Annotated in this window: 9 protein-coding genes; 7 read left to right on the top strand and 2 right to left on the bottom strand. The window is 50.6% G+C overall.

Translation table 11 applies throughout. From position 1 onward, the window contains the following. Positions 1-102: 102 nt before the first annotated feature. Positions 103-315 (bottom strand): hypothetical protein, encoded by a 213-nt coding sequence (locus L904_RS27910; protein ID WP_155246293.1) that lies wholly within the window; start codon positions 313-315, stop codon positions 103-105. 45 nt (positions 316-360) lie between these two features. Here L904_RS27910 and L904_RS20145 point away from each other — a divergent pair, with 45 nt between their 5' ends. The 5 genes from L904_RS20145 to L904_RS20165 all read left to right on the top strand — a co-directional run bounded on the left by L904_RS20145 (position 361) and on the right by L904_RS20165 (position 7,201). Beyond that, positions 361-1,638 (top strand): glycosyltransferase family 1 protein, encoded by a 1,278-nt coding sequence (locus L904_RS20145; RefSeq protein ID WP_020811464.1) that lies wholly within the window; start codon positions 361-363, stop codon positions 1,636-1,638. Positions 1,639-1,811: 173 nt separating this feature from the next. Continuing rightward, positions 1,812-2,783, top strand: coding sequence for a GDP-mannose 4,6-dehydratase (gene gmd / locus L904_RS20150; RefSeq protein ID WP_020811463.1), 972 nt, complete (start codon positions 1,812-1,814; stop codon positions 2,781-2,783). A gap of 2 nt (positions 2,784-2,785) precedes the next feature. Next, a complete protein-coding gene (locus L904_RS20155) occupies positions 2,786-3,781 on the top strand; it encodes a GDP-mannose 4,6-dehydratase (RefSeq protein ID WP_031234119.1) in 996 nt (331 codons plus the stop codon). 462 nt (positions 3,782-4,243) lie between these two features. Beyond that, positions 4,244-5,554, top strand: coding sequence for a glycosyltransferase family 1 protein (locus L904_RS20160; RefSeq protein ID WP_162144090.1), 1,311 nt, complete (start codon positions 4,244-4,246; stop codon positions 5,552-5,554). A 456-nt stretch (positions 5,555-6,010) separates the two neighbouring features. Then, positions 6,011-7,201 (top strand): glycosyltransferase, encoded by a 1,191-nt coding sequence (locus L904_RS20165; protein ID WP_020811459.1) that lies wholly within the window; start codon positions 6,011-6,013, stop codon positions 7,199-7,201. Positions 7,202-7,512: 311 nt separating this feature from the next. Here L904_RS20165 and L904_RS20170 read toward each other — a convergent pair whose 3' ends face one another. Further along, positions 7,513-8,484 (bottom strand): FkbM family methyltransferase, encoded by a 972-nt coding sequence (locus L904_RS20170; protein WP_020811458.1) that lies wholly within the window; start codon positions 8,482-8,484, stop codon positions 7,513-7,515. Between the two features lie 1,291 nt (positions 8,485-9,775). On the opposite strand from L904_RS20170, the gene L904_RS20175 reads away from it, so the two are divergent. Together L904_RS20175 and L904_RS20180 are read left to right on the top strand one after the other, a co-directional pair. Then, positions 9,776-11,836, top strand: coding sequence for a sulfatase-like hydrolase/transferase (locus L904_RS20175; protein ID WP_155246291.1), 2,061 nt, complete (start codon positions 9,776-9,778; stop codon positions 11,834-11,836). A 361-nt stretch (positions 11,837-12,197) separates the two neighbouring features. Beyond that, a complete protein-coding gene (locus tag L904_RS20180; protein ID WP_020811456.1) occupies positions 12,198-13,592 on the top strand; it encodes a class I SAM-dependent methyltransferase in 1,395 nt (464 codons plus the stop codon). Positions 13,593-13,788: the final 196 nt, after the last annotated feature.

Genomic DNA, 13,788 nt, shown 5'->3' on the forward strand with positions numbered 1-13,788 from the left:
AAGAAGAACCGGCGTGATCTTTCGAGCGTATGTGTTCAAAATGAAACCTCTCAACTTTCTATCGCCCCCTAACTTTCGTGATATCGAACGCGAGGCGACGCTTCAAATGCCGGATAGAGCTTTCCACAGTGAATAGAAACAACCCAATTTTTGCTTGATGAACCGATGACTGCCGAAGTTTTCACGGGTGATGAGCGCATTTGACAAGGGTTCAGAACCACCTGTATAAGCCGCCCACATCTCTCCGCCCGCGCCAAAAGTTAAGGGTTTAAAGCGGGGCGTGTCCCCGATGTGGGTGATTTGGTAACGCTGCATCGGCGTCAACTGCCACTTGGTGGGGCATGAGGATATGTCTGTAAGATGACTGAAGTTTTTTTCGATCTTTCCGAGCTTTTTTTAAATTCAGGCGTAAAATTTAAATATTATGGTATCTCCAGAACTGTGATGGAGGTCGCTTACGAACTGACAAAATTGGATTCCAGAGTCCGATACGTCATATATTCTCCGTATCATGGTCGGTTTTTTGAAGTTTTCCCGAGGGTTGGAGACGCATCGCCGACCGGCGTGCTGGACCATAATCTTCCTCCTTCGGCTACCCCGCTTCGGCTGCGCCAAAGCCTCTTCAACAATAACCCCGTCAAATCTTCCGTTTATTGGGCAATTCGAAAGGTCGTCGATTTCAGAAACCGGCGGCGATGGGCTACGGTTCCGGATGGTTCGGCTAAGGAAGTCGATCTCTCCGGTCATGTACTGATCTCCCTGGGCAGGCCGAAGATTATGTCCGACTATCTGGCCGCCCTTGAAGCGCGTGGAACAAACGTGATCTTTGTCCCACTTCTGCACGACATGATCCCGTTGCATGATTTCACACACAGGAATCAATTCTCTTTCCCGAAGAATTTTCTGCACGACAATCAGGTGGTGATCAAAGCATCGTCACTCATTCTCACGAATTCGGAATTCACAGCTCGTGAGGTTTTGCATTTTTCGGAGAAAGGCGTGTTGCCGCCTGTATCAAAGGTCATTGCCGTGCCGCTTTGCAACGAGTTGCGTCCGACCTCAGAGCCTATAGAGAAGCGCGGGCCGTCCGGACGGTACATCTTATGCGTGGGAATCTATAACGGCAGGAAAAATCTGGAATGCGTAGTTGAGGCCATGATGTCCCTTCACGAGAGGGGAATGGATGTCCCTAATCTCGTTTTGGCTGGTGCGAGACGTAAACGCGTGGAGAAATTTCTAAAGAATAAGCGATTTCTGCCCCTGTCCACAAAATTTCATTTCGTACTCAACCCGAACCAGGCCGAACTGGCGGAATTGTATAAGCGTGCATTTGCGCTTGTTCTCCCCAGTCGGATGGAAGGATGGGGCTTGCCCATAAGCGAGGCATTATGGTGCGGAACACCTGCACTGGCGGCGGACGTTCCGGCGCTGAGAGAGGCGGGGGGCGACCTGGCGCGCTATTTCGACCCGGAAAAGCCGGATGAGTTGGCGGATGTTTTGGGCGAGTTGTTGGGGAATCACGCAGAGTACGGAGCTCTGCGTCTCGAGATCGCTGAACGGAGGCCCTCTATGCGGACATGGCACAATGTCGCATCTGAAATACTTTCAGGAGTGAAAAATACGCTCTTAGCGACTTGAAGCGTTTCGGATATCGCGTTGGCAACGGATATCTGTGCGTTCAGAGAAAAGGACTCGGTAAATACCGACAAATATCATAGAAGAGGTTGCTGTCTGCGCATTTTTTGGAATTCGTGCTGGCATGTAACGCAGGATGACCAGAAGATCTGGGTTGATTAGATTACAGGTGGAATATGAAAAAGGCGTTGGTAACCGGATTAACTGGCCAGGATGGAGCCTATCTTTCGCAGTTTTTGCTGGAGAAGGGTTATGAAGTATACGGCTTGGTGCGCCGCTCCAGTACCGCAGATGTCAATGATACTAGGCTGAAGTGGCTGAATATCGACAGGCATGTTCGTTTTATTGATGGAAATCTTACAGATCTCTCCAGTATAATTCGGATTATGCGTGAAGTGCAGCCCGACGAAATATACAATCTGGGTGCGCAGTCATTTGTGAAGTCTTCCTGGAACCAGCCGCTGCTGACAGGGCAGGTGACCGGCATCGGTTGCGCAAACATGTTGGAGGCGACGAGACTTGAGGCGCCGGGTGCGCGTTTTTATCAGGCTTCCTCTTCTGAGATGTATGGCCTCATTCAGGAGGCGATGCAGAACGAGACGACGCCGTTTTATCCGCGTTCCCCTTATGCTGTTGCGAAGCTTTACGCGCACTGGATGACGGTAAACTATCGTGAGAGTTTCGGTTTGCACGCCTCCAGTGGTATTCTGTTCAATCATGAATCGCCGCTGCGTGGGATCGAATTCGTAACCCGCAAGGTTACAGACGGTGTGGCCAGAATTAAGTTGGGGCTTCGCGACGAGCTACGTCTCGGCAACATTGATGCGAAGCGTGACTGGGGTCACTCCAAGGACTATGTCCGTGCAATGTGGCTGATGTTGCAGCAGGAAATCCCGGATGACTATGTCGTTGCAACAGGGCGCACGGTTACCGTTCGAGATATGTGCAAGATCGCTTTCGGGCACGTTGGGCTGAATGTTGATGATTATCTCGTAATCGATCCGGAGCTGTTCCGCCCGGCTGAGGTTGACGTACTTCTTGGTAACCCCAAGAAAGCAAAAGAAAAGCTTGGTTGGGAAGCCACAATCACGCTTGAAGAAATGATTTGTGAAATGGTTGATGCGGATATCAGTCGGCTTTCGAAGTGAATATGGCGCAGCAAAATTCTGTCTCTAATCCCCGTATCTTGATAACGGGCGCGAATGGATTTGTTGGACGTTGGCTGCGGGAGGAATTACAAAAAGTCCTCCCGCCGGCCGCTCAGATAATTTCCACCTTCAAGGGAGGTGGAAATGACGTTACCGCTCAGTCGCAAGGAACTGAGGTCTCAATTGCGCTGGACATTGAAGACGAAGAGGCCGTCGCACACGTTATAGAGACCTGGCGACCGACCGTGGTTATACATTTGGCTGCGGTCTCTCATGTATTGGAAGCCTCTGCTTCTCCGAAACAGACATTTGCCGTCAATCTTAACGGAACGATTGCGCTGGCATGTAGTGTTCGCAAATTTTGTCCTGACGCCGTGTTCATAAATATCGGGTCGTCCGAGGTTTATGGGAGCAGCTTCATCGGTGCGACAAGGCCTTTGGACGAGGAAACGTTACTTGCTCCGACAAATGTCTATGCAACGTCAAAAGCGGCGGCAGATCTCTTCATTGGCCAGATGTCGAAAAACGGGCTGAATGCTGTTCGATTTCGACCATTTAACCATACCGGGCCGGGGCAGGCGGAAAACTTCGTAGTGTCGGGTTTCGCGGCGCAGATCGCGCGGATTGAAAAAGGTTTGCAACCACCGATCATCAAGGTTGGGAATCTTGAAGCGCAGCGTGATTTTACGGACGTCAGAGATATAGTCTCGGCTTATGTGGCGGCGGCCCTTCTGCCTCCAGAGAGATTTAGGGACGGCGTGATCTTAAATCTATCCTCCGGAACCGCACGCCGAATTGGAGATATTCTAGACAGTCTGCTGGCAATGTCCCAGGTTAAGATTCAAGTCTTGGAAGATCCTGCTCGAATGCGAGCGAGTGAAGTGAGCTATGTGGCAGGGAGTTCGGCCAAAGCTGGTCATCTTCTCCAATGGTCGCCGCAAATTCCCTGGGAAACAACGTTACGTTCGGTTTTGGATTATTGGCGAGCGAGTGACTAAACTCAGGCCAGTCACGAGATAGATTGGATTGATATGCGCTCCAATACATGGTCTTGGATTGGCTGCGTTAATCGAAAAAAGAACCGGTGTTGCCCTGCAGTCACCGCTAGTCTCATTGAATTTTGAGGTTTGCGCGTTGCCATTTATGCCCTGCAGGCTGTAAAGCTTTCAGGCGAGTTGGTCTTATGCTCTTTACTTGCCTGAAAGAGGGGGCCTTAAATTTCCTCCATGGAAAGCACCAAGCGACAAAGAAGTGATTTTGCTATATGGGCAATTTTACTTTGATTCCAAGATGATTTTGGGGACGTTATGTCTAGTGGCAGTGAAATAATGCGCGTATTTTTCGATATATCCAGCCTTGTGTCGTATGTTTCGAAAATAGATCGATACTCCGGAATTCAACGAGTTCTCGTAAACATAATAACGGAGCTTGGAAACAGGGCGACGGACGCGGAGTTTTATTTGTGCTTTCACGAAGGCGTGGGAAAAAAATACGTCTGCGTATCTTTCGACGATTTTGACGTCGCTAATTTCGATGATCCACGAGCGCTTCGAGGTGCTTTGAATATCGGGAAATCAAAGAGCGCGGCAGATATTGATGTAATTTCAAAATATAAGTCGAGCGCTGCGAAATATTACTTCCATCGAACGAAACTGGATATCCTGGCATTCCTCAGTTCGAAGAGCTCGTTTCTCAGATACAACATAACACCTGAGCGTTGGCTGGAAATGCGCTTTCCCAAGGATGGAAAGGCTCGGAGAGACACGGTAAGAAAGAGCTTTCTGGCCATGTGTCGTCCTGGAGATGCCTTGGTCAATCTCGATAGTTCGTGGTTGCCTTTACATGAAAGAACATTTTCAGCCGCCAAGGAAAAAGGCGTAATATGCTATACGCTTGTTTATGACCTGATTCCCATTTTGCTGCCGCAGACGACCCATGGGATGATGCCTCTCATCTTTCATAAATGGCTGGCAAACAGCGTCGACTACACGTCGAAGTACCTCTGTATCAGTAATGCTACGAAAAAGGATCTACAGGATTTTTTGACTAAGTACGGTTTCGAACGCGAGGTCGAAGTCTTGTCCTTGGTGCAGCAGGGAATAGATAAAAAAATCTCTCCCACAGCCCTGGGGCCTATGTCCACACGAGTGAACAAGGACGCGTATCCGTGGCTGTATGAAGTGGCCGAAATTTCTGACGATGTACGTAATGTGGCGACTGTTCCCTATGTGCTATGTGCCGGAACAATTGAGGCACGGAAAAATGTATGGCGCATCGCTCAGAGTTGGCAACGCTTGCTTCAAGAAGGGAACTACGACCTTCCACGGCTTGTGTTTGCTGGTAGAAAGGGCTGGCACATTGAGGCGTTCGAAAATTTCCTGAAAGGTTCGGGTAATCTCGATGGTTGGATTCAGGTAGTTGAAGCGCCCAGCGACGCTGAGTTGGCGTTCCTATACAGGAACTGCAAATTCTCGATTATGGCAAGTCTTTACGAGGGTTGGGGACTGCCCGTCGGAGAGGCGCTTTCCTATGGGAAAACGGCAGTGGTGGCCAATAATAGCTCGCTGCCGGAGGTTGGTGGCGAGTATGTCGAATATTGTGATGCGGCCTCGATTGAGAGTATTGCTGCTGCTTGTCGTCGCCTTATCAGGGATCCTCAGCGCCTCCAGGAGTTGGAAAATAGTATCTCCACTGCGAAAATGCGCAATTGGGAGGAGGTATGTAGTGACTTGCTCAATATTTTAGGACTTTCTGGTGAATTCGTAGGCTAGATAGGTTGGATCATTATTTTAATCTCTGTGTTTGGAATATTTGATTTATCTTATATGTTTCTATTTTGTTCTTAAATGCGAGATTATATTGCGAGTTGCTTGATCGAATGGAGGGGCATACTGCTGACCTTCAGGGCTTTACTGCCGTTGCCCAATAGGATGGATTGTCTGAGATCGTCATTGCGCTGATTGGAAGTGCGGAGCACCAGCTTCGCCAAAGACAGTAAACGCGGTCAACGTCTATAGAATTTTACGCCTTGGATCGCGAACTCGGGAGTGGGTGCAACGACTTGCTCGGAAATGGTGTCGTCGGTTTCTCAACCTCTGTGTCGCCGTCGTATTCCTCCACCAGGATTGTCGCCGACAATATCGTGTTCACGGCGTCATAGTCGGGGCTTGTGTATTCTGCGTTCATCGGCAAAGGTGCCTCGAATTTCAATTTTGAGGAAGTTGCCGATGAACCGTGTTTTCTATTGGTGCGGACTGACGGTTACCCAGCCATTCAACACCGGCATCCAGCGAGTCACCCGTTGCCTCGCTGCTGAACTGCAGAAGCGCGGTACCGAGATAATCCCGATCAAGTGGAATGCCAGAAAGAACGGTGTTTCCATTATCAGCGGGAAAGAAGCGGAGATTTTTGCGGCCTATTCGGGACCAAATATTTCTTTGCCGGATCGCCTGCCCATGAATCTCAAGGGCGAATGGATGATCGTTCCAGAGGTGATTGTCCCCATGGTTGTGCCCGGATCGAACCCGGTTCGCTGGGCGAATGATCAAGGAATGAAGACGGCAGCCATTTTCTATGACCTTATCCCGCTTAAGACGGCTACCGACCTTCACGCCAAGCACCTCGAGCTTTTTGCGGAGTACTGGCGAATGTTCGCAGAAGCAGATTTGGTTCTCCCGATCTCAAAAGAATCGGAAAGTGACATGGTTTGGTGGCTGGGGCATAACGGTCACCACATTCCGGAGGTAAAGACCGTTTACCTTGCAGGCGAGCTTCCCGGCATACCGCGATCAGCGAAGAGTAAGAAAGAATCGGAAACATTCAATCTCGTGTCGGTTGGGTCAATCGAGCCGCGTAAAAATCATGTCGCCGTGATTAGGGCCGTGCTGGATGCTCGTGAACAGACCGGGGTTGACATTCGGCTGACGATAATCGGTCGGACGATACGCGATGCCTATCCTGAACTGCATGTCCTTGTCGACAATCTGATGGCGAAGTCGAACGGAGCGATAACTCTAAGAGAGTCCGTCGGCGATGAAGAGATGAACGATATTCTTTCCGACGCCGACGCTACGGTCTTCGGGTCATGGTTGGAAGGGTTCGGGTTGCCGGTGCTGGAGAGCTTGTGGCGAGGCCTTCCGTGCATTTGCCATAACGGCTCGTCTATTGGCGAGATTGCACCTGGCGGCGGCACGGTTATGGTTGATATGACGGCTCAGGATCGCATTACCGACGCAATCATTGAACTGGCGACGTCTCCCGATCAGCTTGAGGAATTGACCGCTGAGGCCTCTAGGCGCCACGTGAAGACGTGGGCAGAATATGCTGATGATGTAGCCAATGCCTTGGAGATAGAGAAAATCGACCACACGCCGTTTTACTTTATGATGACTGATTATCTTTTGCGGCGGAATTTATGAGCGTGCGAGTGCACTGCCTTAAAATAAGGGGGCGGCCAAGTGCTTTCGGGCAATCGTTCTTGGGCCGGATGATCGAACGTAAGAAAATATTTCGACGGCAAACTGCAAAGATACGAACATGCTCACCAATGTGGCGGTAGCAATTGATTGGTTTCTCCGCCGTTGTTTACTCTCGTCGTCTGCCAACAGTGGCCGCGCGGAATACCAAGAAACTCTTCATGGCGGCCAGGGCAGTCATCGAGTTTGTAATTAGGATAAAGCACTGGCTATGCGATCTCTCTGTCAGCGCGGGAAGGGTGTTTGTGATGCGTCTACGGCAGCGTTAGGTTTGGGTTTCGCCAACCTTGCACGCCATCCACTTGGATGGCTGGCCTGCCATCTACTATCCCCACGATTGCCGGCCTTTCCATTTCAAGTTGCCATCCGGCAGCTAGGAGGGTCTCCAGTATTCTGCCCTCAATTTGGCGAGAATGGGTCCCGATGACTATGTATCGAACCAGTTTATTAAGGTCAGAAAGTGCTGAAGCGACGAAATCGGCTTCCCCCCCTTGGATATCAATGTGAAGGAGGTCGACTGGTTCATCGTTTGCGAGGCTTGAAAGAGAATAGGCTGGGAGCTCGATATATCCGCCCGCCTGAACAGCTTCGGCTCTCTGTTCTGGTGTGGCGTTGATAACCGGTTCTGAACCCCACGTGGCTCCAGCGTTCTTAACCACGGGAAATAACGCGTATCCGTCTTGAGGAGCTGCGATTCCATGAATGATCCGAAACTCCTGGTTGGAAAATCCATTATCTGCCATCGCGCGATTTGCAAATTCTACGTGGCCAGTATCGCCTTCGACGCCAATCATCTCAACTTCACGACCGGTGCTTCTCGCAGCAACGCCAGTGTTATTGAGCCAGCACCCCCATCCGCACCCGAGTTCGATAATGCGGAATTTATTACCTGCTATATCCACGGCGCGGAGGGCTGCTGCCCATTCAGCAATATCCGCGTGCCAGTTTGCTGGGATGGGGATGGTCTCGATCTGCCCTGCTTTTCCATCAAGAATGCCGGGAAAGAAATCGGGAGCTATCCTTACGCCAAGGAAATTCGTGAGGTGCCCCTCAGAGGGGGTTAGCTTGGCGGCTGCATATCGGTTCATGACATCGATAGCGTCGAATATGCTGGTATAATGGAAAAACGGGCTTGAGGCGTTCTTTTTCGCCTCTTCCACCCGTCGTTCCAAGTCGTCACGCATTCTCTTTACTGATGGAATAAGCATTGCAAGCTCTTTAAACATCTGATCGCCCCCCTGGCAATGATATCGCATTACCGGTTGAACGAACGGAATAGTCAATGAGTGGTGTCGCCCAGGCGTAAAAATAATGCCGAGGTGATCTGATTGGAGGTATTCCCCGCTAAACCTTGCAATCACCCATAAGTAGCTGACACGTTTACGGATAATCTTTGCCGAAATTTTGCTTCTGGGTTGAGCGCCTGATTCTTTTAAGGCGGTGCTTTATGTCGGCTCGACACCGATATGATGGCTGATGTTGACGGCCATTGGAGCAAGCAGGAATAGACCGGGGTGTCTTTCAAGGATGCTCACGTCGGCCGACGTTGCACAGAAATTTTATGACAACTCGGATAGTATATAGGTGGTTTCCTTCCTTTCGTCTTGCCAGGACTGGGTCAATACAAAAGCAGCTTATCGGTTTTCTCCAACCCCAATGTTGAGGAAGGCGATATCCTCTACGGTCATGTTGCCACGACCATTCAGCGGTACGATGCCTCCAAAGGTCCCAGCTTGGTGCTGCAGGACACAACCGAGTTCACCCATTAGCGTCGTATCCGCTTGCCGTTGGCTTTATGAAGAGGATCAACGGTAGCCGTGACAAACAGGAGCGGCCGCGCCACTACGCAGTTTGTAAAGTATCGCTGAATTCGAGCCTTGCGGTGACATTGGATGGGCTCCCTTGGGGGGCAGCCGTCACGGTCTGGAACCGATAAACTCAAGGGTACCCATCCTGCGTTGGACCTGATCGTTATCCACGCGGTGGAGCCCGACTCTACGGCGGCCGCAAGCGCCTCGAGTGGAAGCTACTGACCGATCTTGAGGTGAATAACCGCGAGGACGCAGTCAAAAAAACAAATGGTACGCGATGCGCTGAAAGATTGAGGTCTTCCGTGAGCTGGAGAGTACGTTGGTTGACAATACTCGCGCGCACTAGGCCCGAAACACCATCAGTTGCGGCTCTCAGCGAAAAGGAAATTGAAATCCTCGATCAAATGGTCAGCGACAGAGGCAATAGGCAGGCGGCACCAGGATCGCTAAACTTCTATCTCATCAAATTCGCTCGTTTGAGTGGTCCCTTGCAAGAGCATCAAACCCGCTATCAGGAATAAGGTCGTCTGGCACAACCTTAGCCGGCTGACCGACATTCACCTCGGAACTGACACTCGGATGTTGGAAATTGAAAGCCGGTAGACCTCCCGTTGAAAACGGGGTTGCCGACGCTGACAGCAATTTTAGGGGTTGCATAAAGGAGGTGGCGTAGCTAACGCGTGAAAATGCGTTGGAGGCACTGCTCATGAAAGAATATAGATATCTCAATTTATCGTCCGCGTTGCTTTTTGTCGTCGTTCTTTTCGTTGGAATGCCGACTCTGATTTATGGCCCGAACGAACGCGAGTTCAGTTACCCATTCGCAAACATCCTTATTGAGTTCTCGTTGCCGGCGCTTGTTTCACTGGTTGCAATAGCGCTGCCATTTTTTATATTCCCGCGCGGGCTGGCGAAAATCTGGTCTTGCTTGCTAGCCGTCTGCGCCGCGTATGGTTGGGCACATGGGACCTTTCAGACCGTCAATTTTGGAGATTTGGACGCTGCGGGATGGACTGTCGAAATCCGCCCCTCCCACGCGATGATAGATGCAGCGGTATCAATCATTCTTGCATCACTCGTGTATTTTGTGGCTTGGAAACGTCCTAGAGTAATGACGATTATATTCTTCGTGTTCGTCCTGCAAATGGGCTGGCAAGCATTCTCGATCTCCCACTCATATGTCAGCATCCACGGCAAAGACTTACAAAGCCTTGGGGCTCTCAATCGCGAGAAAAATATTCTCGTCGTTCTGCTCGACACGCTCCAGTCGGATGTGTTTGAAGCTGTGCTCCAAAATGATAAGGAGTTGCGAGACCAATTTGATGGGTTCACTTTGTACCCGAACACGGTCGGCGCCGCTCCTACAACTTATCTTTCAATGCCCACTATACATTCTGGCCTGACGTTTGAGCCGGGAACGAAGCTTGCAGATTTCTTTCAGCATGCCGTCGGGGAGCAGTCGTTTCTCTCGAGGCTTGTGGACCGGGGATATGAAAGCCTTCTTATCAACCCAATCACGAGCGTCTGTCCCCGAGATGTAAGGTGTGAGACTGCCAAAGCTATACTTGGTGGGGACCCTACCGCTCTTCGTATGGAGGCCGCCCGTGTCTTTGATCTTTCAATTTTCCGCGTTGCCCCTCTCGCTTTGAAGCAAGCGATATACAATGAAGGCGCTTGGTTGGCGCAGATGTACTTATTCAGCGAGGAATTTGTCCATCGCGCCATTGAAGGAAACGAATTGCTACGTGAAATGGCCTCGAGCGTTGCAGTCTCATCGTCTAAACCAACCGTCAAATTCATTCATCTCTTCAACACACATCCGCCCTACGTCATTGACGACGCATGCGTATATTTGGCCCGCGAACAGCCGGCTACTCGCGAGTCTATAGAAAGCCAGGCGCACTGTGCGTTGCGGAATTTCGGCCGCCTTCTCGGCCAGATGAAATCGATAGGCGTCTACGACAATACGGTTGTTGCTATCATGGCAGACCACGGAAGCAATTACAGCATTCCGAGTCCCCGGATGCCGGACACGCCATTCGCTCTTTTGGTCGGTGCCGCAAATCCTACGCTGGCGGTCAAGCCCTGGAATGCCAAAGGTGAGATTAATATTGACACCAGAGACGCACATATTGGCGATTTGGCTCGTTCGATATGTGATATTACTGGTGACTGCATCGTCAACGACGGTGTTGCCCTGGGAAGCGAGCTAACTCCACGAACGCGCATTTATAATGATTACAAATGGGAGCACGACTTCTGGTATCTCGAGGCTATACCTAAACTGAAGAGATACACCGTTTCCGGCAATATGTTTTTGCAGACTTCTTGGTCAGATGCACGCGAGTTTCGGCGCGGAGACGATATTGGCAACATTGGAAGTGCCGACTGTCCTTGTGTCGCAACTGGATGGGGAGAGCCCGAACCTTGGGGTGTCTGGTCAACTTCTCAAAGTTCGTATGTCGCGATCCGTATTGCGCGGGAGGAGAGGCCATCAGCACTGAACGTCTCGATGACCGGGTTCGTCTTGCCCGTGGCGCTGCCGGAGCAGATCGTATCGATTTACAAAAACGGTAAGTATCTCACCGAGGTGCGTTTTACTCCTGAGGAGAATGATCGCGATCTGTCGGTGCCAGTTGAAGCAGGCGAGTCGATTGTGGGCTTGGAGTTTCGCCCATCAAACCCCAAGTCTCCTTCTGATTTGGGGTTGTCGATCGATGCCCGAAAACTCGGTGTTGGCATCCGCTCGATTTCTCTGACAAACTAGGGGAAATCCTCCAATTCACTTGCGGCTGTAGATTGATCTCTGGGTAATCACCTTCGTAGTGATTGTGTGACAGTTTGGTGACAGACACCTGCAGCGCCGCGCAGTAAACTCCTGCATGATCAACACAGAGAGGATTATTCCATGAAAATTGTAACGTTTCCTAGCATCATCTGTCTTTTCTTGATGTCACTCACCAGCAACGCCTATGCCTATTTGGATCCGGGTACCGGGAGTATTGTATTGCAGGCAATACTCGGAGGCGCAGCTGTCGCGCTCGCTACGGGATCGATATATCTTCAACGGGTGAAATCGTTTTTTACGGGAAAGAAGCCTGACCAGACAGAAGACCACAGATAATCAAATGGTCGATGTTTTCATTGGTGAGGGCTCACAAGTTCCTGGATCATTTCGGGATCCAGCCGGGCATGTTTTCGAGCTCAACGGACGTTTATACCGTACAGTAACTGAATTCGGCGCCAGCGGCTACGAGGCCGCGCGCGATGCGCAGATGTTTCAAGACTTGTCAGAGAAGGGATGGCTGGTCCCTATTCTCAAGGAGTGTCCAGGTGGTGGCACCGACAGATATACGCTGGAGATCGAGCGTCTGCAGTGGATCACATATCCCTATGAATGGTCGTTCGAGTTGCTGAAGGCAGCGGCGGTGTTTCATATCGATCTGCATCTCTATCTTCTGCAACGTGACTTCACATTGACGGACGCGACAGCATACAATGTGCAATTTCGCGGTGTTACTCCCGTCTTTATTGACCATCTCTCTATCCGCCCCTACCGCGATGGAGAATTTTGGAGTGCGCATCGCCAGTTCTGCGAGCAATTCCTCAACCCCTTGCTTCTCCGTGCTTATGTCGGCCGTCCCCATAACGCATGGTACCGGGGCTCGATGGAGGGTGTGTCAGTGGCGGATATGGCAGCGATACTTCCGACGCGCAGGAAGCTTTCTTGGAACACGCTGACTAACGTTGTACTGCAAAATCGCTTTCAGTCAGGAACATCTGGTGATGCGACGAAGATTTCCATCGCCGGAAAAAAGTTGCCAAAACAGGCCTTTGTTGGGATGCTTCGACAACTACGAAAGTGGATTTCATCGCTTGTTCCCGGAGATAAGCGGAAGACCGTATGGGCGGATTACTCCCTCACCAATACGTACAACGATGCTGAACGCGAAGCGAAACATCAATTTGTCTCGGCATATGTCGCGGATTCGCAGCCACTTTCGGTTATCGATCTAGGCTGCAACACCGGAGAATATTCTGAACGGGCGTTAGCAGCGGGCGCCCGAAGCGTGATTGGGTTTGATTTCGATGTTCAAGCGATTGATCAGGCCTATCATACGGCACTGAAGAAGAAACTCAGTTTCACGCCACTATTTCTCGACGCCCGCAACCCGTCACCCAATCAGGGCTGGATGAATCAAGAACGGAGCAGCTTTAGTCAGCGCTTCCGTGCAGATGGAGTTTTGGCTCTAGCATTTGAACACCATCTTGCGATCGCGCATAATGTCCCTTTGGTATCATTTATCGAATGGCTGCTGTCCATTGCGCCCACAGGTGTAGTCGAATTTGTTCCAAAATCAGATCCAACAGTTCAGAAGATGCTGGCGCTGAGAGAGGACATCTTTCCAGACTATGATGCTGATAATTTTGATAACTTGCTTAGACAGCAGGCGCGGGTAATCCGAAAACAAATGGTGTCCCATTCAGGGCGGACGTTGTTTCAGTTCAGCCAATTGCCGTGAAATATGCCAAACGAAAACCCCAACCGTCTTCTGTGTGTCAATCGGCGTTGAATATTGACACCGTATTGATCTGAACTTGTGATCTGAACTCTTCAAACTGGACCGTTTTGGTTAGAGTTTTCCGGTGTATTTTCCTGGCTGGGAAAGGAACGGAAGACGATGAAGGCTGACCTGCCACTGAAGTTTCATCCGGCTG

The organism is Agrobacterium sp. LY4 (genome assembly GCF_001526585.1).
In the GTDB taxonomy this organism is placed as follows: domain Bacteria; phylum Pseudomonadota; class Alphaproteobacteria; order Rhizobiales; family Rhizobiaceae; genus Agrobacterium; species Agrobacterium leguminum.

Bases quoted from the DNA above. Each gene is read 5' to 3' on its own strand.
- L904_RS20155 (WP_031234119.1), top strand. From the start codon at position 2,786: ATGGCGCAGCAAAATTCTGTCTCTAATCCCCGTATCTTGATAACGGGC.
- L904_RS20145 (WP_020811464.1), top strand. From the start codon at position 361: ATGACTGAAGTTTTTTTCGATCTTTCCGAGCTTTTTTTAAATTCAGGC.
- L904_RS20180 (WP_020811456.1), top strand. From the start codon at position 12,198: ATGGTCGATGTTTTCATTGGTGAGGGCTCACAAGTTCCTGGATCATTT.
- L904_RS20165 (WP_020811459.1), top strand. From the start codon at position 6,011: ATGAACCGTGTTTTCTATTGGTGCGGACTGACGGTTACCCAGCCATTC.
- gmd (WP_020811463.1), top strand. From the start codon at position 1,812: ATGAAAAAGGCGTTGGTAACCGGATTAACTGGCCAGGATGGAGCCTAT.
- L904_RS27910 (WP_155246293.1), bottom strand. From the start codon at position 315: ATGCAGCGTTACCAAATCACCCACATCGGGGACACGCCCCGCTTTAAA.
- L904_RS20170 (WP_020811458.1), bottom strand. From the start codon at position 8,484: ATGTTTAAAGAGCTTGCAATGCTTATTCCATCAGTAAAGAGAATGCGT.
- L904_RS20175 (WP_155246291.1), top strand. From the start codon at position 9,776: ATGAAAGAATATAGATATCTCAATTTATCGTCCGCGTTGCTTTTTGTC.